This window comes from Streptomyces rishiriensis (assembly GCF_030815485.1).
GTDB lineage: Bacteria > Actinomycetota > Actinomycetes > Streptomycetales > Streptomycetaceae > Streptomyces > Streptomyces rishiriensis_A.
This window is the reverse complement of sequence record NZ_JAUSWV010000001.1, coordinates 248,379-269,971: the sequence shown is the minus strand read 5'-3', so window position 1 is coordinate 269,971 and position 21,593 is coordinate 248,379. Positions and strand designations below refer to the sequence as shown.

22 protein-coding genes and 7 pseudogenes are annotated in these 21,593 nt (G+C 67.2%); 16 read left to right on the top strand and 13 right to left on the bottom strand.

What is annotated here, in order from left to right; genetic code table 11:
• Positions 1-7 precede the first annotated feature (7 nt).
• The 5 genes and pseudogenes from QF030_RS01415 to QF030_RS01395 form a co-directional block, all read right to left on the bottom strand.
• A complete protein-coding gene (locus QF030_RS01415) occupies positions 8-400 on the bottom strand; it encodes a hypothetical protein (RefSeq protein ID WP_307160793.1) in 393 nt (130 codons plus the stop codon).
• 127 nt (positions 401-527) lie between these two features.
• Positions 528-797 (bottom strand): annotated as a pseudogene (locus tag QF030_RS01410) (tyrosine-type recombinase/integrase); the annotation flags it as partial.
• Positions 698-1,465, bottom strand: coding sequence for a hypothetical protein (locus QF030_RS01405; RefSeq protein ID WP_307160792.1), 768 nt, complete (start codon positions 1,463-1,465; stop codon positions 698-700). The pseudogene QF030_RS01410 and the gene QF030_RS01405, both read right to left, overlap by 100 nt.
• 288 nt (positions 1,466-1,753) lie before the next feature.
• Positions 1,754-2,074 (bottom strand): transposase, encoded by a 321-nt coding sequence (locus QF030_RS01400; RefSeq protein WP_307160790.1) that lies wholly within the window; start codon positions 2,072-2,074, stop codon positions 1,754-1,756.
• 135 nt (positions 2,075-2,209) lie between these two features.
• Complete coding sequence (locus QF030_RS01395; RefSeq protein WP_307160789.1) at positions 2,210-2,737, bottom strand: hypothetical protein; 528 nt, start codon at positions 2,735-2,737, stop codon at positions 2,210-2,212.
• A gap of 338 nt (positions 2,738-3,075) precedes the next feature.
• On the opposite strand from QF030_RS01395, the pseudogene QF030_RS01390 reads away from it, so the two are divergent.
• Positions 3,076-3,419 (top strand): annotated as a pseudogene (locus QF030_RS01390) (ISAzo13-like element transposase-related protein); the annotation flags it as partial.
• 3 nt (positions 3,420-3,422) lie between these two features.
• On the opposite strand, the pseudogene QF030_RS01385 reads toward QF030_RS01390, so the two are convergent.
• Positions 3,423-4,885 (bottom strand): annotated as a pseudogene (locus QF030_RS01385) (ISL3 family transposase); the annotation flags it as partial.
• Between the two features lie 436 nt (positions 4,886-5,321).
• Positions 5,322-5,627 carry a hypothetical protein gene (locus QF030_RS01380; RefSeq protein WP_307160788.1) on the bottom strand — a complete coding sequence of 102 codons (306 nt, stop codon included), beginning with the start codon at positions 5,625-5,627 and terminating at the stop codon, positions 5,322-5,324.
• A 386-nt stretch (positions 5,628-6,013) separates the two neighbouring features.
• Between QF030_RS01380 and QF030_RS01375 the strand changes: the two genes are divergently transcribed.
• Positions 6,014-6,352: a histone-like nucleoid-structuring protein Lsr2 gene (locus tag QF030_RS01375; RefSeq protein WP_307160946.1), complete on the top strand. Its 339-nt coding sequence runs from the start codon at positions 6,014-6,016 to the stop codon at positions 6,350-6,352.
• A gap of 89 nt (positions 6,353-6,441) precedes the next feature.
• Entirely contained in the window at positions 6,442-6,669 is a 228-nt protein-coding gene (locus QF030_RS01370; RefSeq protein ID WP_307160787.1) for a hypothetical protein, read from the top strand.
• 494 nt (positions 6,670-7,163) lie between these two features.
• On the opposite strand, the gene QF030_RS01365 is transcribed toward QF030_RS01370, so the two are convergent.
• Positions 7,164-7,562 carry a hypothetical protein gene (locus tag QF030_RS01365; protein WP_307160786.1) on the bottom strand — a complete coding sequence of 133 codons (399 nt, stop codon included), beginning with the start codon at positions 7,560-7,562 and terminating at the stop codon, positions 7,164-7,166.
• A 10-nt stretch (positions 7,563-7,572) separates the two neighbouring features.
• Between QF030_RS01365 and QF030_RS01360 the strand changes: the two genes are divergently transcribed.
• Entirely contained in the window at positions 7,573-8,349 is a 777-nt protein-coding gene (locus QF030_RS01360) for a WD40 repeat domain-containing protein (protein WP_307160785.1), read from the top strand.
• Positions 8,350-8,683: 334 nt separating this feature from the next.
• Here QF030_RS01360 and QF030_RS01355 read toward each other — a convergent pair.
• Both QF030_RS01355 and QF030_RS01350 read right to left on the bottom strand, forming a co-directional pair.
• Positions 8,684-9,346 (bottom strand): annotated as a pseudogene (locus QF030_RS01355) (IS701 family transposase); the annotation flags it as partial.
• 115 nt (positions 9,347-9,461) lie between these two features.
• A complete protein-coding gene (locus QF030_RS01350) occupies positions 9,462-9,686 on the bottom strand; it encodes a hypothetical protein (protein ID WP_307160783.1) in 225 nt (74 codons plus the stop codon).
• 229 nt (positions 9,687-9,915) lie between these two features.
• Here QF030_RS01350 and QF030_RS01345 point away from each other — a divergent pair, with 229 nt between their 5' ends.
• From QF030_RS01345 to QF030_RS01325, 5 genes and pseudogenes are all read left to right on the top strand, one after another.
• Positions 9,916-10,320 (top strand): hypothetical protein, encoded by a 405-nt coding sequence (locus QF030_RS01345; RefSeq protein ID WP_307160782.1) that lies wholly within the window; start codon positions 9,916-9,918, stop codon positions 10,318-10,320.
• Between the two features lie 429 nt (positions 10,321-10,749).
• Positions 10,750-11,657, top strand: a protein-coding gene (locus QF030_RS01340) for an IS5 family transposase (protein ID WP_373428715.1) whose coding sequence is annotated in 2 segments (ribosomal slippage) — positions 10,750-11,095 and positions 11,095-11,657 — 909 coding nt in all. Because the reading frame shifts where the segments join, the coding sequence is not laid out codon by codon here.
• A gap of 340 nt (positions 11,658-11,997) precedes the next feature.
• Positions 11,998-12,645 (top strand): annotated as a pseudogene (locus QF030_RS01335) (dTDP-glucose 4,6-dehydratase); the annotation flags it as partial.
• The gene (locus QF030_RS01330) at positions 12,608-12,889 is read left to right on the top strand and encodes a DegT/DnrJ/EryC1/StrS family aminotransferase (RefSeq protein WP_307160945.1); all 282 of its coding nucleotides are present in this window, start codon (positions 12,608-12,610) and stop codon (positions 12,887-12,889) included. The pseudogene QF030_RS01335 and the gene QF030_RS01330, both read left to right, overlap by 38 nt.
• Entirely contained in the window at positions 12,886-13,206 is a 321-nt protein-coding gene (locus tag QF030_RS01325; protein WP_307160944.1) for an arsenate reductase/protein-tyrosine-phosphatase family protein, read from the top strand. Before QF030_RS01330 ends, QF030_RS01325 begins: the two co-directional genes overlap by 4 nt.
• Before the next feature lie 107 nt (positions 13,207-13,313).
• Here QF030_RS01325 and QF030_RS01320 read toward each other — a convergent pair whose 3' ends face one another.
• Positions 13,314-14,477 (bottom strand): UDP-N-acetylglucosamine--N-acetylmuramyl-(pentapeptide) pyrophosphoryl-undecaprenol N-acetylglucosamine transferase, encoded by a 1,164-nt coding sequence (locus QF030_RS01320; RefSeq protein WP_307160781.1) that lies wholly within the window; start codon positions 14,475-14,477, stop codon positions 13,314-13,316.
• A 530-nt stretch (positions 14,478-15,007) separates the two neighbouring features.
• Between QF030_RS01320 and QF030_RS01315 the strand changes: the two genes are divergently transcribed.
• Positions 15,008-16,021, top strand: a complete 1,014-nt coding sequence (locus QF030_RS01315; protein ID WP_307160780.1) for an NAD(P)H-dependent glycerol-3-phosphate dehydrogenase — start codon at positions 15,008-15,010, stop codon at positions 16,019-16,021.
• 233 nt (positions 16,022-16,254) lie between these two features.
• Here the strand turns inward: QF030_RS01315 and QF030_RS01310 are convergent, their stop codons facing one another.
• Together QF030_RS01310 and QF030_RS01305 are read right to left on the bottom strand one after the other, a co-directional pair.
• Complete coding sequence (locus QF030_RS01310) at positions 16,255-16,833, bottom strand: ArsR/SmtB family transcription factor (protein WP_307160779.1); 579 nt, start codon at positions 16,831-16,833, stop codon at positions 16,255-16,257.
• Between the two features lie 123 nt (positions 16,834-16,956).
• Entirely contained in the window at positions 16,957-17,580 is a 624-nt protein-coding gene (locus QF030_RS01305; protein ID WP_307160778.1) for a transposase, read from the bottom strand.
• Positions 17,581-17,752: 172 nt separating this feature from the next.
• Between QF030_RS01305 and QF030_RS01300 the strand changes: the two are divergent.
• The 6 genes and pseudogenes from QF030_RS01300 to QF030_RS01275 all read left to right on the top strand — a co-directional run.
• Positions 17,753-18,059 (top strand): annotated as a pseudogene (locus QF030_RS01300) (tyrosine-type recombinase/integrase); the annotation flags it as partial.
• 33 nt (positions 18,060-18,092) lie between these two features.
• Entirely contained in the window at positions 18,093-18,437 is a 345-nt protein-coding gene (locus tag QF030_RS01295; protein WP_307160777.1) for a hypothetical protein, read from the top strand.
• Positions 18,438-18,517: 80 nt separating this feature from the next.
• Positions 18,518-19,333 (top strand): IS5 family transposase, encoded by an 816-nt coding sequence (locus tag QF030_RS01290; protein WP_307160776.1) that lies wholly within the window; start codon positions 18,518-18,520, stop codon positions 19,331-19,333.
• A gap of 133 nt (positions 19,334-19,466) precedes the next feature.
• Positions 19,467-19,925 (top strand): SMI1/KNR4 family protein, encoded by a 459-nt coding sequence (locus QF030_RS01285; protein ID WP_307160775.1) that lies wholly within the window; start codon positions 19,467-19,469, stop codon positions 19,923-19,925.
• Between the two features lie 101 nt (positions 19,926-20,026).
• Positions 20,027-20,915 (top strand): annotated as a pseudogene (locus QF030_RS01280) (nuclease-related domain-containing protein).
• A gap of 64 nt (positions 20,916-20,979) precedes the next feature.
• Entirely contained in the window at positions 20,980-21,426 is a 447-nt protein-coding gene (locus QF030_RS01275) for a hypothetical protein (protein WP_307160774.1), read from the top strand.
• Positions 21,427-21,593: the final 167 nt, after the last annotated feature.

The window sequence follows — 21,593 nt, the reverse complement described above, 5'->3', positions numbered from 1 at the left end:
TGCTGCCTCAAGGCTTGCCTTGGCGAACCTCGACGACCGGCAGCAGCGTCGCGGTGGCAGGGTCTCCGATCTGCTGCGGCGTCGGTCCGGCGGGAGTGGGGACGTCGGCGAGCCGTTCCAGCATTTGGTCGAGGGCGACTTGGCCGTCGTCGACGGCGGCGCGTTCCTCGTCGGTGAGTGGGATGCTGGCGAGCATCTTCTGCAGGTTCTCCTTGGCCTCAAGCAGCTGGCCCTTGCTGGAGTTCTTCGGGGTGTAGATGTCGCAGCGTGCGCAAGCCATGCGGTGCTGGCATTGCTCGAAGAAGGAGTAGGTGCACCAGCCGTGGCCGAGGTCGTAGTACTGCCATGCCTCGCCATTGGCGGCGGCGCCGGAGGCGACCGCGTCGCGGTCGACGAGCACTTCGAATGGTGCGGACGTTGCGGGCGAAGTACCCGGCGTCGTTGTAGGCCCTGGCCAGCGTGTTCGGGGTGATCTTGGCGTAGTGCTGAGTGGACTCCGCGCTTCTGTGGCCGAGCCAGGCTTGCAGCTCGAACAGTGTCATGGGCTCTTTGGCGTTGTAGAGCTGGCTGGCGATCGTGGAGCGGGCCCGGTGGCTGGTGATGTTGCCCCGGACATCGGTAGTGGGGACGCCGGCTTTCTGGCAGAGCGACGGGATGATCGTCTTGTTGACGTAGGTATTGGCGACTCGGCGGGCCCTCATAGTGAAGAGGAGATCGACGTGTTCGCCGGTCTTGCGGTCCAGCATCTTCGGCTGTTGCGGCCGCAGTTCCTGCCATGCCTCGATCGCCTTGCCCAGCAGAGGATCGACGGGCTTGGTGAACGAGGTGCCGGTCTTGTGGGTGGGGATGTCCCGGCGTCTCGCGCCAGTACCTCGTCGGAGTCGCCGGGGATCGGGAACCCCTCGTGCTGCCAGCGGACGCAGCCCACGCGAAGTCGCGAGATCTCGTCACTGCGCAGGCCACTGAACAGCCAGGTCAGGGACAGCACTCTGAGGAGCTCGAACGGATAGCGCAGGCTGTTGAGCCTGGTCGGCAGATCGTCGGGGCCGATGTTGAGCCCGGCCCACAGCAGTTTGGCCCAGATGTCATCGGCTATCACCCGCGGGTCGGGGCCGAGCATCGCCGCGATGGTTCGGGGCGTCGACAGCGCGCGTACGGGGTCGAACCGTCGGGGTATCCACTCCCATTCCTGAAGGTCGCGGAAGAAGGCGCGGGTCGCGGTGAGGTAGCCCGACTTGCTGTGCGGCGTGATCGGCTGACCTGCCCGTTTCTCGTGACTGGCGACTCGTTGGACGTAGTCCCCGACGCGGAGCTTGTCCACCGCGGCGACCCAGGCCGCGCAGGTCTGGCGGGTCCACTGAGTCGGCTCGGTGATCTCGGGATGTTCGTCGGCGAGCCACCGTCCGATCTTCGACAGCAGGGAGCAACGCTCGCAGGCGCCACAGCAGCCTCGGCTACCTCTCACCCGTCGAGTTCGAACAGCAGCACCGGGCAGAGCATAGACTCACGCTCGCGGCATGAACCCCCGTGTCCACACTCCGGGGGACGCCTCAGTACTGCCGGAGGCGGTTCCCTCACCTTCGCCCAGGTCGAGCGGAATCCGCCGTCGCGGCGCTGCACGACCTGCACGGTGATGCCGGTGGCTTCCCGGGCCCAGGCGTGGAAGTCGGCGCCGCGGTAGCCCTGGTCCGCCCACGCGTGCCGAAGGCGCGGGAAGGCATCGGCAGCCCGAGCGAACAGGACTGCCACTCCGTCACGATCGCCGACGCTCGCCGGGCTCACGGCCGAGCTGTACCCGCTCGCGTTCGCGCAGCGCCGTCAACATCCGCTCCCACACGCCTTCTTGCTGCCAGCGTCGCCAGTAGTGGTAGACGGTCTGCCAGGGCGGCAGGTCGTGCGGCAGCAGTCGCCAGGCGCAGCCGGCCCGCAGCCAGTATGCCAACGCGTTGAGGATCTCCCGCCGCGCATGTATCGCGGGCCGCCCACCGGGCTTGACCTCTGGTACCAGCGGACGGAGGATCTCCCACTCCGGATCGGACAGATCTGTCGAGTAACGGGTACGCAGCCCGCACACCCCAGCCCCCGGTAGCGCGTCGCCGCCCCGCTACCAGGCCACTTGCCCGCTGACAGGCTTTTCAGACGCCCTCTAACTCGACGTGCGCGGGAAAAATTACCCGATTAGCGTAAGCTCACACCCACTGAATAGCGTCTACGAATGCCCTGGCCGACTCGCCAGCACCGGGGCGCTGTAGTGTGATATTACCTGCTGCTGAGCATCGGGATGCCTGGGCAACGAATGCAGACTTGCTACCTCCGGAGAGATCGGAACAGGATGGAAACTCGCTATCACCGAAAAAGACACCCTGTCGCCTCCTGATGCCATTTGGTCGATAATTTTCTTTTCCAGTGCCGCGCTCTGCTCCGCGTGACGATTCAGCATCGCTTCGTACTTTTCTCGCATCCCTTTGGCCTGGTCGTAATGATCTCCTGCGAGCCTCATATTGTAAATCGCGAGGTGATCAGCGATCATCCTAGATGAATATCTTGCAGGAGTGGCTGACGGCAAGGAGTGGGCCTTAGCTTTTTCCTGGCGACGCGTAAGTGATTCATGCTTTCTTTCCATTGCGGAGAGCAGCTCTAGCTGCTCTTCTATCTGTTTTCCCGTTAGCGCATCTCTCATTCGTGCATGCTCTTCTGAGATTTGCTCTGCCTGCTCAAGGAGCTGATCGGGTTCCATTTTTCCCCTTCCCCGATTGCAAGTAGTAGTGGCTGGAGGCTTCCGCCACGGTTCGCTTGTTACTACGAGCGAAGAACGCAGCCGGTTCAGTTCGGATTCGGGGACGGGGCGCGGCTGTGCTCGGTGTAAGCACACGACCATGCGCATGCGGAAAACCAGACCAGCTGCCAGGGCCGGCCAGTTGCGCATGCGCCCAGAACTTGGCGCGGGCCCGATGGGCGGCGAAAGCGTGTCGAAGACACGCCAGGCCATGGTCACGTCGGGATCAGGCGGGATCTTTCCGATGAAACAAGCTCCGCTGCCGAGCAGCGGCGGCGTACAGTGACACCGTGCCTCCCAAATGGGAGCCGCGAGGCGAGCCGGTGCGGGTCGGCACCCACGACTTCCCCGACCGCAAGCTGGGCAGGGCAGTGCCCTACGGCATCTACGACGTCGCCGCGAACACCGGCTGGGTCAACGTGGGCACCGACCATGACACCGCCGCGTTCGCCGTCGAGTCCATCCGCCGCTGGTGGAATGCAACCGGGCGGGCCGTCTATCCCACGGCCGGCGGCTGCTGATCACCGCTGACGCAGGCGGCTCCAACGGCTACCGCACCCGCACCTGGAAGACCGAACTCGCCCAATTCGCCGCCTCCGGCCTGACGATCACCGTCTGCCACCTGCCTCCCGGCACCTCGAAGTGTGGTCTTGGTGTTGACGCCCTCGGTGGGGCCGTTGCTGTACGGAAGCGTGAGCCCGGCGATCACGGCGTCGACGTCCCGGTCCAGTCCCCGGGTGAAGGCATGTAGTTGGGGCAGGTCGGCTGCTCGGACTTGGGCGATCCAGCGCGTGAGCGAGTCGGCGTTGTCGGCGTGCGGCGTAAGGAGCGGGGCGAAATCCCTTATACCGGGGGCCAGTTGGGTCATCTCGGGGCAGGCGGTGGTGAGCTTGGCTAGGAGCTCGTGTTGCTCGGCCTTGAGGTTGTCGGGTCTGGTCAGCAGCATCCGGGCGAGCCTGCGCGGGGAGATATCGTTGCGGTCGGCGTCCGCGCGGCCCTGGTTGATGTACTTGTGCAAGAGGTTCAGGCAGCCCGTGAAGCCGAAGGCTTTGATCTCTTCGAAGAGGTGCTTGACGGGGACGCCGGGGTCATCGGCTCGGCGTTTGCGCAGGTGCTCGCGGTAGGCGTCGACGAGGCTGGCGCGGTACTTGGGGACGCGGAGCATGAGCTCAGGCCGATCGGCTCGCGCGTAGCGTTTGACGGTGTTTAGGGCCAGCTGGAGACGGCGGGCGCACTCGAGCAAGCCGACGCCCTGGTCGAGCAGCCCGTGGACCTGGTGCCAGCGTTCCAGGGTGGTCTGGGCGCGGAGCCCGTCGTAGATGGGCGCGTCCGGCCGGTGGCCCGACAGGCACTGTGCGCCTTGACCTCGCTCAGAGCCGCTTTGCACAGGTTGTGCCACACATGCCACCGATCCGCGACCTGCACCGCGTCAGGCAGGGCGCGCCGGATCGCCTCGGCATACGTCGTCGAGCCGTCACGGCACACGATCTCGATGCCCGGATGCTCGCGCAGCCACGCCTCCAGGGTGTCGGCCGTGCGGCCGCGCAGCACATCGATCCGTTCATGAGTCTCGGCATCGATGATCACGGTGGCGTAGCGGTGCCGCCGGCGCAGTGCGAAGTCGTCGACGCCGATCATGCGGGGCACCCGCCCGGTGGGCAACGGGATCCGCAGCAGGGCGCGCAGGGCCGTGTGACGCGACAGGCTCACCGCCAATATCGCCAGCAGACGTGCCCCGGCCCGTCCCGCTAACTCCTTGACCACGGCTTTGACTTGCCTGGTCAGGCGGGTCGTACGCCGCTGGTACCGGTCCAGGACGCCAGGCACCTGTTCGCGGAAGGTGCGGCGGCAGTCGCGCGTGGGACACACCAGATGCCGCACCCGCACGCGGACCACCACCCGGCGCTCATCGACCGGCACGTCCGCGACTGTCCGCCAGTGATAGCCGTGCACGCGTTCCGACCGGGCCTCGCACACCGGGCAGACCGCAGTGTCCCGCGGAGTCCGTGCCCGCATCACGATCCGCTCACCCTCGTCGACCAGATCCTCAATGACCAGCGGGGAAAGTCCCGAAAACACTGTCTGCACAAGCTCGTTGACATCCTTCACGCGAACGTCAACGACCCTCACAACTCTCCGTCACCACCGGAAGCGAGACAGGGCCGAACGATTTACAGTCCCTGCCAGGTGGACACACGTCATTCGATCGTGCTGGGGAGCCGCCTATTTTCTGGGCGGGGGAACTTCGCGGGCGCGGGATCCCTGGTCTGGCTTGGATCGGCTGTGGTCCGGAAATGGCCGAAACGCCGACACTGTGAGCAACAAGCCGTAGACCGCTTCACCTTGACCGGTTCGGATCAGCTGCCGGTGAAGACTGACCTGCGGCATCAGCGACATGAGGGCGACCAAGTCTGCTCAGTTGGATTGGCTCGGCCGATGCAGAGGCGTTCCCAGACTTCGGCGGAGACCGACGTAGCGTCCCGCAGGGCCTGTTCCAGAAGGGGAGGGAAATGACCCCTTCCGGGGTCGGCCGCGGCGACAACGGTCAGATGGCAAAGGCGACGTAGGTGCCGAGGGTGAGGCCGGAGAAGGTAATGAGCTGGCGGGGCTTGAGGCAGGTGAAGGCGGCGTGCATGGTGATGCCGGCGACGGCCGCGTAGGGCATCGTCTGTGGGATGGGCAGTGTGGGTGGCAGCGCGATCTCCGCCGTGATGACGATGGCCGCCACGACGCGCCAGAGACGGACGTCGCGGGTGGTGAGGTTGCCCGCCTTGCGATAGACGAAGCCTGGGACGGCGTACTGGCGCCGGTAGGGGAGCTGTTCCTGATCTGGGCGTAGGTGTGGATCCACTGGGCGAGGTAGAGGCCGCTGCGGAACTGGGGGCTGCGGAGTTTCTGCCAGGCGCTGTTCCAGTAGAGGTGGGTGGTGATCAGCACAAGGAGGCACTGGGCCCACGTGTTCGTCGTGCTGGATCCGTGCTCGACGACGGGGCCGTGGCCGAGGTCTTGGGCGAGGAGAAGGCTGCTCCCGGTCAGCAGGGTGTAGCGGACGGCGTGGGGCTCTTAAGGTACAGCAGCTCCAAGCGGTGCCCCCAGAAATGAAGAACTCGCGACCGTCAGACGGCCTTCCACCACACTGATTTTCTCGTCGCGTTGCGCATGCGGTTGCTGCGCTGATAAAAATTCAGCAACATCAGTACGTTGTTCACCTGGAACCCGAACAAGGACGAACCGACGATGGCACAGCAAACCATTATCCAGCTGCTTGATGACCTCGACGGGTCCGAGGCGTCCGAGACGATCGTGTTCGGCCTCGACGGTAGGACGTACGAGATCGACCTGAACGAGAAGAACGCAGCCAAACTACGCAAGGCGCTGGCCCCGTACGCAGACAAAGGCAGGAAGCTGAACCAGACGCGTGGCGGCAGGCGCGGAGGTGCAACGCAGGCAGCTGCCTCCGGCGGCGACACCGCCCTGATCCGCGCGTGGGCCAAGGAGAACGGCTACGACGTGAACGACCGTGGTCGCGTTCCGGCGGAAATCAAGGAGGCGTACGCGAAGGGCAAGGTCACGTAGCGCCAACTCCAAACCCGAGAAATGAGAAGCACCCCGCCAGCCTGAACGGGCAGCGGGTGCTCTCGTTTCAGGATGCGGGGTGGTGGGTTGTGTCAGAGGAGCTGGGACAGAATGAGTTGCGCAGCATCCTCGCCGGAGCGCCCGGTGTGTTGCACGATCCACGTCAGCAGGCCGGACAGGTAAAAGTCCGCGACTTCGACAGCCGGAAGGGCAGCCTGGTCGTTGGCCTCCTGTGGCTCCAGCAGCTTGCCGAGGAACTCGGCGATTTGCCAGAAGCTGATGTCCAGTACGGGTTCGTTGTCGTCGACACTCTTTGAGCTCGTAACACGATCATGCGACCCAGTCCCAGTAGTCGTGTCGTAGTGGAGCGTGGGAGCGTGACCCTGGACCCGGTGAAGATATGCAGGTCCCAGACGTCCTTTTGGCGTTCCGACTCCGGGGTTGCCCCCAGCCGGGTCAGCCAGACCAGCATTGTCCGGACCACGCTGCGCATCGCCTTGGTGTGGGCGAGCGTCTCGAACTTCGCCGGGTCGGCGAACACCTCCAGACTCGGTGCGCCGTCGGCACGCAGCCGGTCGCACAGCGGACGCAGGAAGTGGTCCCAGGTCTTGGAGCCCGCCTCGGTGCGGGCCTGCAGGCCGTAGAGGATCTCCGCGACCACCCTCTCCGGCAATCCCCGCAGCTTGACTTCCCGGTCCGCGTTGACTGCCGACTCACCGCGCCGCCACGTCTCCTCGTCCGCGGTCTCCCCGCGCCGCCTGGCGGCTTTCCACCGCAGGTGGTGTGCCTGGCAGTAGCGGGCCCGTGCGTACTAGCGCTGTCGGTAGCAGACCTCGACCTCGCACTCGCCGAGGCTCTCGCGGGGCTTGACGGCGGGGTGGCGCAGGAACTCCTCCAGCGGCAGCCTGAGTGTGTCCACCCGCTGGCGGTGGTGCGCATCGCACAGCGCCACGCTCGATGTCTTCCATGGGCGTTGGCATTCGGGCACCTGGCATGGCTGCTGGCGCACGCCGAGCATGCGCCCTTTGGCGACCTTGATGAAGTCCTCGATGCTCTGCCCCGACTTCTTCCAGATGGCCTCGCATCCCATGCACAGAGGCCGGCCGAACCGGGCACCGCGCACGCAGCCGTTCACGACGCAGTCCGGCATGCCCAGCACCGGGTGGCTCTTCGGGTAGAAGATCACCCGCAGGTCCCAGTCCCAATGCACCGGTGCGGTTGTGGGATCGGACCACCGGAAGCTGCACAGCCACTCTCACCGACCACACCGTCCCGGTGCATTCGGTGGCGATCGCACCAAGCGGAACCTGGTTCGCTACTGGTCGGGGCGGTTGTGGGACTGGGCCACCGGCACCTGCACCTGTACAGCCATCCTCAGACACACCAGGTCAGTGCGATCAGTGGCGATCGCACCAAACGGTGCCTGGCTCGCCACCACCGACGACGATTGGACGGTGCGGTTGTGGGACCGGGCCACCGCCACCTGCACAGCCACCCTCACCAGGCACACCGGCCGGGTGGGGTCGGTGGCGATGGCGATGGCGATCGCACCAAATGGAACCTGGCTCGCCACCACCAAACATGACGGGGCAGTGCGAATCTGGGACGGAGCGTTCGCTGCTCAAACTCCCTCGAGCTCCGGTCGCATCGGCCCGGTGGGGTCGGTGGCTATCGCGCCGGACGGCACCTGGCTCGCCACCATCAGCTGCGACAGGTACTACGGAACTCTGCGGTTGTGGGACCGGGCCACCGGCACCTGCACAGCCACCCTCACCGGCCACACCAGCCGGGTGCATTCGGTGGCGATCGCACCAAACGGAACCTGGCTCGCCACCACCGATCACGACGGCGCAGTGCGAATCTGGAATACCGGGGGACGATGCGTTGCGGCCATCGCACGAGCTGAAGGGGCGCTGTACTCGTGTGCCTGGGATGTCGCTCAGGAGCTTGCGGTGGGAGGCGAGCGGGGGCTGTATCTCTTCAAACTGCTCACCTGACACGGGGTAAGGCCTCGACCAGGTCGTCTCGTGGGACCACTCCTGTCATGTGTGCCGCATTTCGGCAGGTCAGCGAACCGCGCCGATCAGCAGGAGCAGATCGCCCTGTGGAGGGCTCACGCGACGATCCCCCCATGACGGACACCCGGACACACGCCACAGGACAATCGCATACTTTACAAAACATCCCCAGAAAGCACGCAAGCCCCCGCATGCATCCTGAATATTGGGTGATGACCGCGGTGATACTGCGCCGACTGACCAAAGCCACCTCTGCGGCTTGGCGCAGCAGGCCCGGCGGTGTCTTCGCCAGGCCGACCATTTTCAGTTGATCCGTTTCTGCAGCCCCCTTTGCTGCCTCGCCGCCGGCCTGGGCCGCGAGTGCGGCCAGGATGGCATGGGCGAGCATGGCCAGGGTGATGTGCCGATACCAGCCGACGTAGCGGCGGACCTCGTACTCCAGGCCGCACTCGTTCTTCGCGGCCTTGAAACACTCCTCGATCGCCCAGCGGGAACCGGCGATGCGGACGAGCTCGGCAAGCTCCACTGCGACGGGCGCGTAGGCCAGGTGGCAGGCGACCTGGCCAGGGTCGGACAGACTGCGGCGGACCATCACCCACCGGTGATGGGTTGGCGGCTCCGGCTCGAAGATGAGGTTGGCGGGCAGCTTGGCTGCGGCCCAGTCATAGACCCGTGAGCCCTTCGCCCCATCACCGCAGGACAACCGCTGCCAAGCATCACCGGGTGCTTCGTCGATGAGCTCATCAATGCGCCAGATCCCGGCCAGGGACTTGATCTGCTGGGACTTGGGCACCGCCACCACATAGCCGATGGCGAGTTGTTCGAGGAGACGGCGGAAGTTCCAGTCCTGCCCGTAGGCCTCGTCCGCGGTGACCCAAGAGGCGGGCAGACCCGCACCGAGGCACCGGCGGGCGATGTCCCGGGCCAGTTCACCCTTGGTCGCAAAGCCCCGCCTGTCCGGGATCTTCGCCGCCCGGCCAATTGCGGGCACACTCCCTGCTCTGGTACCTGCTGGCACCGGGCCGTGACGATGCTCCGCCTGGCGTCCGCAGACCGATGCCACACCGGAAGCCGGGTCGGTCGTGTACGGGTCAGTTCTGCCTCTTCCGCCGCCACCTCGCGCCAGCCTCTCGGGCCCGGTCGTTCCAGTGGTCCCGCACCCATCCCCAAAACAGCGCCACCGGCGCTGCGACCAGGGCGACCAGTAGTGACTTGTCCCAGGCCATGCCGCCACGCCAGTACCGGAACATCAACACGAGCAACGCATAGACGCCGACGCCGAGTAAGGCAGCCTTCACCGGTTTCGAGAGATACATGCGGTGCGGATACCCCGGTGTCCACCGATAGATCCGGCGCATTCTTCGCAGCCGTCCGGAGCGGACGAGGGCCGGTCAGGCCGAACTCCGGTCGTGGTAGTGGCGGACGATCTCGTCGAACGCGGCTCGGCCGCCGTCGTCGAGGTGGTAGGTGTCGCGTCGGGGCCATGTCCACGGCCTGGTCGGGGTAGCCGCGCAGGGTGGTCTGGAGGGCCAGATTGCTCAGCACGTGGACGCCGACGTTGAGGCTGCCTCCGGCTTTGGCCATCCGCAGGGCCTGGACGAAGTGGCGCTGGGCGAGGTCGTGGTGGCCCATGTCGAGCGCGCTCCATCCGGCGACCCGGGCGAGTTCGGCGGTGCCGGCGTAGAGCTCCTTACCGACGACGTCGGTGTAGTCGCCGTTCAGGAGTGGGATGGCGTGCTCGCGCAGGATGCGGGTGACCGTGGAGGCTGCGCGGGCGCCTCCGCCGAATTTCGAGTCCGAGCGCTGGGCGTGAGCAGCGGCTGCCCACAGGTCGTCCAGGTCGTGGCGGCCGACGCGGCGGGCACCGGGGTGTGCGGCGTCCGGGTCGGTAGGGACGGCAAGCCACCGGGTGACCGGTGTGCTGTAGGCGCTGATAGCGAAGGCGCTTGAGGTGGCGAAGAACTTGCGGCGGTGCACGGTGCTCCAGAATCGAGTGGCGGTATGGAGGGCTTCTTGGGTGTCCCGGGGAAAGTCCAGCCCGACCTGACCTGGCGTCTCCCAGACCTCAGGCATGCCTATCTCGGCGGGGCCGACCGGGCGTCCTAGCCGGTCGGACAGCACCTGGGCGATGAATTCGGGCACCGGAGGCTTGGGGATCATGCCGCGCACTATCCAGTTCGTGACGCTGGTGTGGGTGTAGGAGCGCGTGTGCCCAGCTTGCTGGGCACGGGCATTGACGAGCTGGGCCAGCTCGTTGCGGCTGAGCTGGGAAGCCTTGCTCAACTCGGCGAGGGCGGGGTTCGCGAGCTGGTTCGGGTGCTGGTTGAGCGCCATGGCAGACAGACGCCTCCTAGGTCCTGTCTGATAATTGATCTTGTGGTGGGTCGTGGTGAGCTGACGGATGCGGCGTGGGAGCGGATGGCGCCGCTGTTGCCGGGTGTTGACGGGCGGGGTCGTCCGTGGCGGGATCACCGGCAGGTGATCAACGGGGTGTTGTGGCGGTTGCGGACGGGTGCTCCGTGGCGTGACCTGCCGGAACGCTTTGGGCCGTGGCAGACGGCGTATGAGCGGTTCGCCCGGTGGGAGGCGGACGGGACCTGGGCCCGCCTGCTCGAGGAGGTCCAGGTCCGCGACGACTCGGTCGGGGCGGTGGAGTGGACCGTGTCGGTCGACTCCACGATCAACCGTGCCCACCAGCACGCCGCTGGCGCCCGCAAAAAGGGGCGGCGTCGAGGGACGAACTGGAAGATCCGGAACGCGCGGCGGATTGTCAGGCGCTCGGCCGGTCCCGCGGCGGGCTGACCACGAAGGTCCACCTCGCCTGTGACGGCCGGGGCCTGCCCCTGGCCGTCTTCGTCACGCCGGGCAACGTCAACGACTCCACTGCCTTCGACGCGGTCCTGGACGCGGTGAGAGTGCCCCGGACCGGCGTCGGTCGGCCGCGCCGCAGGCCCGACGCGGTCATCGCCGACAAAGCGTATTCGTCACGGGCGATCCGCCAGACGCTGCGGCGCCGCGGCATCCGGGCGGTGATCCCGGAGAGAGCGGACCAGAAAGCCAACCGGATACGGCGCGGCCGGGCCGGCGGCAGACCACCGGCCTTCGACCGCGATCTCTACAAGGCCCGCAACGTCGTCGAACGCTGCTTCAACCGGCTCAAGCAGTTCCGCGCCATCGCGACCCGCTTCGACAAACTCGCCGCCCGCTACCGGACCGGACTCCACCTCGCGGCACTCATCCTCTGGCTCCGCGAACCCCAACAAGATCATTTGTCAGACAGGTCCTAGGGGCCAAGGCCGTGCCGGGTGCTTCGCCCGGCAGGGCCGGTTGTGACCACTGAACGTAGCGCTCTGTGTACTGAGGCGGACGCGATTTTACGTTCGTGAGCACCCTCGTGAGCCTGCCTGGCTGCCGCCTCCCCGAGCTTTCATTCCTTCATCGCAGCAACGTTCGACCGATGAATGCAGAGGTGAGGCGGATGCGCAGGATCGCTCCGGCGCGCACACGGCGTTGGCTACCAAGCGGACTGCACGCGACGTCCGGCAGGACGGCCGTGACCGGTCCGGCGCCGCCGAAGGCGTGCGGCAGGTGCGTGCCGCCGACCGGATACACACTGCGGAGGTGCCCATGAAGCTGCTCGTCACTGGCGGAGCCGGGTTCATCGGCTCGCACTTCGTCAAGGGCATGCTCGACGCCGAGGACGTCGAGCTGGTCACCGTTCTGGACGCCCTCACCTATGCGGGCGACCGGGCGAACCTCGGGGAGGCCTTCCTCAGCCCGAAACTCGCATTCGCGCTCGGCGACATCTACGACCGCGCCCTGGTCGACACCCTCATGGTCGGCCATGGCGCCGTGGTCCACTTCGCCGCCGAGTCTCACGTCGACCGGTCCTTCCAAACGGCGGCCCGGTTCGTGACCACGAACGTCATCGGTACCCAGACGCTCGCTGACGCGGCCATGCGGCATGGCATCGAGCGCTTCGTGCACGTCTCGACGGACGAGGTGTACGGACCGCTCACGAAAGGTGCGGCCACCGAGGAGTACCCGCTGCGCCCGACCGTGCCCTACGCCTCGTCCAAAGCGGCCAGCGATCTCATGGCGCTCAGCTACTGGCACACCTACGGCGCGCCGGTCTGCGTCACCAGGTCCTCGAACAACTACGGACCCCGCCAACACCCTGAGAAGATCATCCCGCTGTTCATCACGAGACTGCTGCGCGGGGAGAAGGTCACTCTCCATGACCGCGGCCAGCACATGCGGAACTGGCTGCACGTCGCCGACAACTGCGCCGGCATCGAACTCGTGCTGCTTGAAGGCCCGGGGCATCGGCGTCGGCGTCCACTACCGGCCCAACCACCTGCAGCCCGCGTTCGGCCGGTGGCGGCGCGACCTGCCCGCCACCGAGCACGTCGCCGGGGAAATCCTGACCATGCCCTTCCACCAGCACCTGGCCGAGACCGACATCGACCACGTCGTCACCACTCTTGGCGAAGTCCTCACGAGCGTCGGAACCGCATGATGCGCCGCGTCCTGATCGTCTGCCTCGGCAACTACTGCCGGTCGCCGTTCGCGGCGCTCGCCCTGGCCCACCGCGGCGGCACGGAGGTGGAGGTCCGCTCGGCCGGGCTGATCGGAAAGTGGGAGGGTGAACCCGCCCACATGGCGATGGTCAAAGCCGCCGGCCGGCTCGGCCTCGACCTCACTACCCACCGAGCACGCCAGATCACCCTGGAGATGATGGCCTGGGCCGACACCATCGTGGCGATGGACACCCACGTGCGAGATGTCCTTATCGACGTGTGCGGCGAGAGTAACCAGTCCAAGCTCGCCCTCTAGCTGCGCGATCGGGACGTCCCGGACCGATGGGCCAGGACCAAGAGGCGTTCAATCAGTGCGCCGTACTCATCTCGGCGGGGACGGCCCTGCACATCGGCTGACGCCGCTCAGCCGGACGCTGCGGCGGCCAGGATCTCGTCGACGAGCCGGTCGGCCGCGTCCGGACGGCCGTGCGCACGGGCCCGCTCCGCCATCGCCTGCCGCAGGTGGGCATCGGCCAGGAGCGGGCCCAACGCGTCCCGCCCCCGGGCCCCCGTCACCTCGCCTTCGAGCGCGAGCGCGGCCCCGGCCTCCTGCAGGTGGCGCGCGTTGTGCGCCTGCTCGTTGCCCGCCGCCGACGCCAGCGGCACGAACACCGCGGGCTTGCCCAGTGCCGTCAGCTCCGCCAGTGTCCCCGCACCGCTGCGCGAGATCACCACGTCGGCCAGCGCGAGCACGTCCGGCAGCTCCGCACCGACGTACCCGGCCAGGTAGTACCGTCCGGCCAGCTCGCCGGGCAGCCCGGCCGCCCGCACCCGCAGACCCTCCACATGAGCCGGGCCGCACTGATGGACCACGTTCGCCTGTTGCAGCAGCCACGGCAGCACCTCGCCCACCAGCTCGTTGATCTGCTGCGAGCCCTGCGCACCACCCGTGACGTAAACCGTCGGCAACTGCCCGGCGAAGCCCACCAGCCCCAGCGCCTCAACCGCTTTGGCCGCGTGCCCGGACAGGACCTCCGGCCGCACCGGGTTGCCCGTCACCAGGGCGATCTGCCGTGCCGACTCCGACAACAACGCCAGCGTCGACTCCGAGGACACACAGATCCGGGCAGCCGCCGATGCCAGCTTCCGGTTCGCCAGCCCTAGGCGCACCGTCTGCTCGTGCAGCACCAGCGGGCGGCGGCACATCCGCGCCGCCAGCCCGGCCGGCACCGCAACATAGCCGCCTGTCGCCAGCACCACGTCCGGCTGGAACTGCTCGATCGCCCTGCGCGCCTGGAGGACACCGAGCGGCACCTGCGCCATGTCCCGTACGTTCGCCGGGGACACGAGTTTCAGCGGGTTCTTGGAGCGGCGGATCTTGCCCGTCACGACGCTGACGAATTGAATGCCCTCGGCCGGCGCCACACGCGCCTCCAGGCCCTCGGCTGTCCCGATCCACAGAGCGTCAAGCGACCGCCCCTCAGCCGCGAGTCTCGCTCGCAAGGTACCCACCGCGGTGAGGGCGGGATACGTGTGTCCTCCCGTCCCGCCGCCCGTGACGACGAGACGGAATGCGGCGCTGCTCATCGGGACTGCTCCAAGACTCGGCGGGCATCAGACGAGCCGTCACAGTAGCGCCTCCTGTCGAAGCGGGACCGGTACAACAGCGTGCTGGGCGACGCGACTCAGTGTCTCGTGGGTACGCCGCACGGGTCATCCGTCTCCGCGCGCCGGGCGGCCGTCCGGCGCGCGGACTGCCGCATCGTCAGATCTCCGCGTCCTGGCCGGACGGCTGGTGGTCCCCACACAGGCCTCGCGGCAGCGCACCCACCCTGCCTGGGGGAGCAGACCCGCGCCGCCGGCCTCACTGTGGATCACACGGGCGGGCGCCCCGCTGAACCTGCCACGTGGGACCGCCTTTACCTGCGGTGGCTCTCCCACGCCGGCGAACTGCGGCGCGAGCTAAGCGAGACCCCGGCCCTTCCGGGCCGCTGCGCCGTCCTGCTCACCCTGCGCCGCACGGTGAGCGTTCCGGCCGGGCTAGGTGGGGCCGATACGATGTGCGGGCTCGGCCGCCGCCCCGGTGACGGGCCCGCGTCCAGCGAGAGGACCCCGAGTTGAGCCGGCACCGTTCCGCCCGCGCGGCGGTGTTGTCGGCCGGGTCCTGGGGCACCGCCGTCGCTAAGGTCCTGGCCGACGCCGGCACCGACGTCATTGTCCACGCCCGCCGGACTGAGATCACTGACGGGATCAACGCCCGTCACCGCAACCCCGGCTACTTCCCGGACGTGGAGCTGCCCGCCTCCCTGACGGCCACGACCGACCCTGCCTCCGCGCTGGACGGCGCCGACTACCTGGTGCTGTCCATCCCTGCGCAGTCTCTGCGGGCCAACCTCGCCGCGTGGGCACCCCATATCGGGCCCGCCACGGTGATCGTGTCGCTGATGAAGGGCATCGAGCTGGGCAGCGGGCTGCGGGCGAGCCAGGTCATCACCGAGGTGACAGGCGTGAGCGCGGACCGGGTCGCGGTGCTGTCCGGCCCGAACCTCGCCGCTGAGATCATGGCCGGGCAGCCGGCCGCGGCCACTGTCGCCTGCCCCGACGAGGCCGCCGCCCAGTGCTTCCAGCGGGCCTGCCACACCTCCTACTTCAGGCCCTACACCAGCACCGACGTCATCGGCTGCGAGCTGGGCGGTGCGGTGAAGAACGTCATCGCCCTGGCGGTCGGCATCGCCTCGGGCAGGGGTCTGGGCGACAACGCCGACGCGTTGCTCATCACCCGCGGGCTGGCGGAGACCACCCGGCTGGCTGTGGCCATGGGCGCACACCCGGCCACCCTCGCAGGCCTTGCCGGCCTGGGTGACCTCGTGGCCACCTGCACCTCCCCGCTCTCCCGCAACCGCACCTTCGGCACCCACCTCGGCCACGGCCTGAGCGTCGGGCAAGCCACAGCCGCCACCCGGCAGACCACCGAGGGCGTCAAGTCCGCCGAGGCGATCCTCGCCCTCGCCCAGGCCCACGGTGTCGAGATGCCGATCACGGAAGTGATGTCCGCCCTGCTGCACGAGAAGGTCACCCTGGACCAGGCCGCGGCCGCGCTGATGCAGCGGCCTGCCAAGCCCGAGCGCTGACCCCGGCGCCCCAGTGCGGGCGCGCCGAGCCCGTTCTGTTATGAATCACCATCGAATCTGATTGGATTCGAGCCGCCGTGAACCCGCTGGTGGCGCGGGTTCGGTGGATGCTCGCAGCCGGTCGGCAAACGATGGCGAGCTCAAGTGGTCAGCGGGCGGGGCGGGTGGGGAACCTATACGGGGCTCGGGGGAGTGGATGGTCGCCCGGCCGGGCGGGGGCGGATTGCTGTTTCTCAGGTGTCGTGAGTGCGCGGTCTGGCAGCGGTGGTCGTGAGTCGGTCGCCGAGCATGCTTCTCCGGTACAGCACATGCCGTCCGTCACGTGTCCGGGTGACCACTCCTGTGGAGTGCAGGACACGCAGGTGCTGGGAGACGGCGCTGGGGGTGACGTTGAGACGGCGGGCGAGCTCTACGGTGGGCAGCGGCTCTTCCAGGAGGCTGAGCAGTTTCGTCCGGGATGAACCGAGCAGAGACACCAGAGCGGTTGTGTCGACGGTCGGCGTCTCGGAGCCCCACAGCGTGGCTACTCCCCGGCTGGGATAAACGAGACTCGGCGGCTCGTCTGGGCTGACGGGAGGCGCGGGCTTGTGTGCGAACACGGACGGCAGGAGCAACAGTCCTCGGCCAGATGCCGCAACCCGGTGTCTGCTGATCATCTTGCGGATATATAGCTCTCCGTCCTGCCAGCGCAGGTTCGGGTGCATGTCGGCGAACAGCAGTCGGGCGCCCCCCAGGGCGAGCTGGCGGGCGCGGTAGGTCATGTCCGCTTCCAGTACCAGTCGCATCTGCGGCCAGACCGGCTCGATGGCCACCTGCCAGTACTGCCGCAGGAGTCGCAGATGGCGTCACGGAGTCCGGCGACAGGTGCGTCTTCGGTGACGGTGGCGTCGCGGAGGGGTTCGGGTACAGGGTCGGGTGCGTGCGCAAGCAGCAGGTCATGGCGAACCCGGGCGCAATGCCGTTCCAATGGTCACGTCAGTCCCAGGGCTTCGGTGTAGTTGCATGACGTTCGGTTCGAGGCCCACACGTGCGAGGGGGCGACGAGGGTCGCGGGCGTTGCGGCGAAGGCTGGCCGCGATGTTTCTCACTCCTGCCATGCGGAGGGCTCCGATGGCGAGGTTGCGCCAGGTGGCCATCGCACGGGGCGCGTTGCCGGTCCGCAGCTGAGAGGCGTCCTCGGCGAAAGTAGTGTCGCGGACGTGGTGCAGGGCCTCGATCTCCCAGTGGTCGCGGACGAGTCGGGCGAGCTGGGCCGCGTTGGCCTGCTCGGCGGTCAGGCTGGTGACGGCATAGACCGTCCTGACGGTGGTCCTGCCGGTCTTGTGGTCGGTGCGCCGGCGCTTGATCTGGACAGCCTGGCGAGCTCCGGGGAAGAGGAGGCTGTTGACGGTGGCGGCTTTGATCCGGCGGATCTCCGAGCGACCGTGGCCGGTTCCCCGGGCGCGGCCCTGAAGCGGGATGGGCAGAGTGAAGGGGTGCCCAGCCGGCGTGTGACAGCGCTCGATGCGAGCGCGCTTCGGGCAGTTCGGTGGACGTGGGAGGCGCAACGCGAACAACACCGCCCGTGCGCTTTAACCACTCGGGCACGCCCCGGTCAAGTGTGGTGCCACGAGGTCGCACCTGAGTACCGCTGGTGGCCATGAACTCGCGAAGGGTTCATGGCCACCAGCGGTACGGATCCGCTGACGTCGTCGCCGCCGATGTGCACCTGAATTCGGAAGTTGGCCACCCGGGACCGCAGACGACGGGCGCCTCTTCTTCAGCGAGAAAGGCTCGGTCGTCCACTACCGCGTGTGGCAGGGCCCGGATCCTCGCGCTCCCGCCGGCCATCGCCTCCTCACCGCCTGCGAGTCGCCCGTACGACCCCCGGCACTCGGCGCTGTCGACTTGGCTCAATGCCGGAGTCGATTGCACCCAGGTTGCCGAGCGCGCCGGCAACAGCGTCGAGGTCCTGCTGACCCGCTACGCGAAGTGCCTCGACGGACGGCAGAACGTCGCCAACCGGCGTATCGAGGATCTGTTGCGCGAATACGAGTGATCGCACGAGAAACCTGGGCCTCATACTTCCGGCGTGGACGTATCCGACGATGACCAGAAGATCGATCCTGAGTGGGTGGAGGTTGGCAACAACGTATGCGGTGTCCTGCGCGGTTGCCGGGATGCCTCTGCGGTGGCCCAGCACTTCGTGCGAACGGGGTGGAGTTCGAGGTCGTCTTCTTGGCACAGCTACGAAGTCGAAACCAGCTGGTGCCAGCTGGAGGTCGAGCCGATCGAGGGTCCAGACATCCTCCTGAACGGAGTCGTCGACCCTCAACACTTCGACGAACTCGGCGGCGTACTTCACCGCCTCGGTTTGAGCTACTCCCTGGAGCTCTACCAGGGAGACGACACACTGGTCCGTGAAATGCACGTCTGATCACTAACAGCGGCTAACACAATGAGGTGGGCAGGCGGTGTCGGCCGTGTCCGGGGCGGGAGTTGAGCGTTCGCCCCCTTGTGGGGACGTCACCGTGGATCGTGTCGGAAGAGCTGTGGGACCGCCTGGAGCCGTTGCTGCCGCAGCGCGAGCGACGCTTCCGGTATCCCGGCCGCAAGCCGCTGCCGGACCGGGAGGTGCTCTGCGGGATCCTGTACGTGCTGCACACCGGAATACAGTGGGAGCATCTCCCTCAAGAGCTGGGCTTCGGCTCCGGCATGACGTGCTGGCGCAGGTTGCGGGACGGGAACGAGGCCGGGGTCTGGCAACGCTTGCATGAGGACCTACTGGCCGAGCTGAACGCGGGCTCCCGGCTGGACTGGTCCCGCTGCGTGGTCGACTCCTCGCACGTCAGGGCGCTAAAAGGGGGAGCGAGACAGACGGGCCCGTCGCCGGTCGACCGTGGGCGGGCCGGCTCGAAGCACCACATCATCACCGACGGACACGGCACTCCGCTCGCCGTCCTGTTGACCGGCGGCAATCGCAACGACGTGACCCAGCTCCTGCCCCTGCTCGACGCGGTCCCGCCCGTCCGTGGCCGCGTCGGACGACCGCGTCGCAAGCCCGACTCGCTGTTCGCAGACCGCAGCTATGACCATGACGTCTACCGTGATCAGGTCCGGGCTCGCGGCATCGTCCCGGCGATCGCTCGGCGAGGAACACGGCATGGCACTGGCCTGGGCACCTACCGCTGGGTGGTCGAGAGGACGATTGCCTGGTTGCACGGCTTCCGGCGCCTGCGAATCCGCTGGGAACGCAGGGCCGACATGCACGAAGCCTTCCTCAAACTCGCCTGCTGCCTCATCACCCACCGGCAGCTCAGGACATTGCGCTGACCTTTGGGCAGGGTTGTTGGGCGCACCGTGGATGTCTGCGGCCGTGCCATGATCCGGCCTCATGAGTGACCATTCGCCTTCGCCCACCTGGCTGGCCTCATGGGCGAGCAGGGTCTCGGAGACCCTGAAGGCAATGACAGACGAGTTCGAGCGCTGGCACGGCTTTCCCCCGGGAGCCAATGAGGTCCGGCTGGCCGACCACGCCGACCAGGCCGCGGCTCGCACGCTTGCTCAGGCTGGCATCATCCCTGCCGACCTGGTCACCTTCTACGACACCATCGGCGACGTCACCTGGGCGGACGTCGGCAACGGCTACTTCGTCGACTCGGCGGGCGACGTCCTTCTACGGTTCAAGCAGTACGGCGCTGTCGATGTCAGCGCGGACAGGAAGGCCGACGGTCTGGTCATCGGCTCGAACGGCGGCGGCCTGTCCTACGTCGCTAGCCCTGGCGGAGTGATCTACCGGACGCGAACGGCGTCGCTGGACGAACCGGAGCTCGACCGGGTGGCTGATGACCTGCGGCAGTTGCTCGAGCTGCTGGAGCGATCCCTGGCACGGTTCGTGGCCAACGGCGAGCCGGGATGCCTGTAGCTGGGTTCTCAGCACTTCATTGTGTTAGCCGCTGTAAGCCCACCTGTGAGGCCCCGGCATATTGTCCGGGGCCTCTCTCGTTTCGAGCCCTGCCTGCTGCGATGCTTCGGGCTGAGAGCGGACGAGGGGGACTCGTGGAGCTGAAGGTCACGCGCTGGAAGCGGTACGGACATGATCGCTGGTACGCGAATCTGCCGGATGGCACCGCGGTCGGCTGGGCGGACGTGAGGACGGGGGACATCACCGTCTTGGTCGGTGAGTATCGCGACGACGTGATCGCCGTGTTGACACCCCACTTACGCAACAACCCTGAGCCGGTGTTGTCGCAGGGGGCACCGGAGGCTGAAGCCCTTCTGATGCTGCCGCCTCTGACACCGGCCGATGACCTTTCCGCCAACCGTCCCGGTGAGTCCCTCCGCGACCTGCTCGACAAATCCGGCCCAGGTCTGATCGAGCGGAGTCGTCTCACGGCTTCTGCGGCGTCCTACGGAGTGGGACTCGTGGCGTAGGGGCCTGGCGGGGGAGAGGAGAGTGGGAGCCGAGCTGAACCGCTTGGCGCGTCGCGGATGGCGCGTCCTGCATTCCATCCCGCTGGCCAACGATGTGGACGTCGATCATTTGCTGATCGGGCCTGGCGGGGTGTTCAGCATCAATACGAAGCACCACCACAACAAGGCCGTATGGGTCGGCGACGATGCTGTGAAAGTCGATCACGGAAAGCCGGCGCCCTACGCACGCAAGAGTCGAGCGGAGGCCAAGCGCGTGGTTCGGGTGCTTGAGCACTACTGCGGCTTTCCCGTGCAAGTTGAGCCAGTACTCGTCTTCGTTGGTGTCACCGATCTCAAGGTGGTCGCCACGCAACTCAGCGTCCGGGTGTACCAGGGGCGCCAAGTAGCGGCTCTGGCCCCGCTCTCAGGGGTGCTGACGGCCGAGCAGGTCGAGCAGGTGTACAGCGTCGCTCGCCATCGACAGGCCTGGAGCAAGGCCTGAGTCTGCGCCCTATTACGACCTGGTGCGCGATTGGGGTCGGCTGTCCGTAGTGGAGGATGGCCCTATGCATGCTCTCTTCGACAGTCCTGGGCTCCGTCGCGTCTCGCTGGGCGAGTACCCCTTGTGGGACGAGGCTCTTGCGCTCCTCAACCGGGATTTGGCAGTGACTCTTCCTGAGCAGGAGCCCCTGCAACTGGTGGCCCAGCCTTCCTACGAGGCGGGCGAGCCGGAGTGTGTCTACGTTGCGCTGGCCAATGGCGAGTGGCACGGCGGTCACTTGTACCCAAAGGTGGCCGAAGACCTTGCTCATGCCTTGGCGATCGTTGCCGACGCCGCGCAGGATACCGTCGCTGAGCGTCTGTGGCAGGCGTGGCCTCTGTGCGTCGAACACAACCTGGGCATGCATGCGCGCGAGGTGGAGGGGCCGCTCTCCTGGTGGTGCGCCGGAGGGCGGCCGCGTCTCGGGCCGGCCCACATCCGTGCGACTGTGGGCGCACTCGACATGTCCTGAGCCGCCCGCATCGCCGCAAGCGATGGTGAGCAACGTCGTTAGCGCGGCGCTGGCCGTTCCACGGGTACCGCGGGCAGCCTCCGCAGCGTGGCCATCGTTCAGGAGCGGCCGTCTGAAGCCGATGCGGGTCCTTGGTCACTTGGGGACGTCACCTGCGGCGATGCTCC

Bases quoted from the DNA above. Each gene is read 5' to 3' on its own strand.
- QF030_RS01375 (WP_307160946.1), top strand. From the start codon at position 6,014: ATGGCACAGCAAACCATTATCCAGCTGCTTGATGACCTCGACGGGTCC.
- QF030_RS01330 (WP_307160945.1), top strand. From the start codon at position 12,608: ATGACCGCGGCCAGCACATGCGGAACTGGCTGCACGTCGCCGACAACT.
- QF030_RS01325 (WP_307160944.1), top strand. From the start codon at position 12,886: ATGATGCGCCGCGTCCTGATCGTCTGCCTCGGCAACTACTGCCGGTCG.
- QF030_RS01395 (WP_307160789.1), bottom strand. From the start codon at position 2,737: ATGGAACCCGATCAGCTCCTTGAGCAGGCAGAGCAAATCTCAGAAGAG.
- QF030_RS01320 (WP_307160781.1), bottom strand. From the start codon at position 14,477: ATGAGCAGCGCCGCATTCCGTCTCGTCGTCACGGGCGGCGGGACGGGA.
- QF030_RS01350 (WP_307160783.1), bottom strand. From the start codon at position 9,686: ATGTATCTCTCGAAACCGGTGAAGGCTGCCTTACTCGGCGTCGGCGTC.
- QF030_RS01285 (WP_307160775.1), top strand. From the start codon at position 19,467: ATGACAGACGAGTTCGAGCGCTGGCACGGCTTTCCCCCGGGAGCCAAT.
- QF030_RS01275 (WP_307160774.1), top strand. From the start codon at position 20,980: ATGCATGCTCTCTTCGACAGTCCTGGGCTCCGTCGCGTCTCGCTGGGC.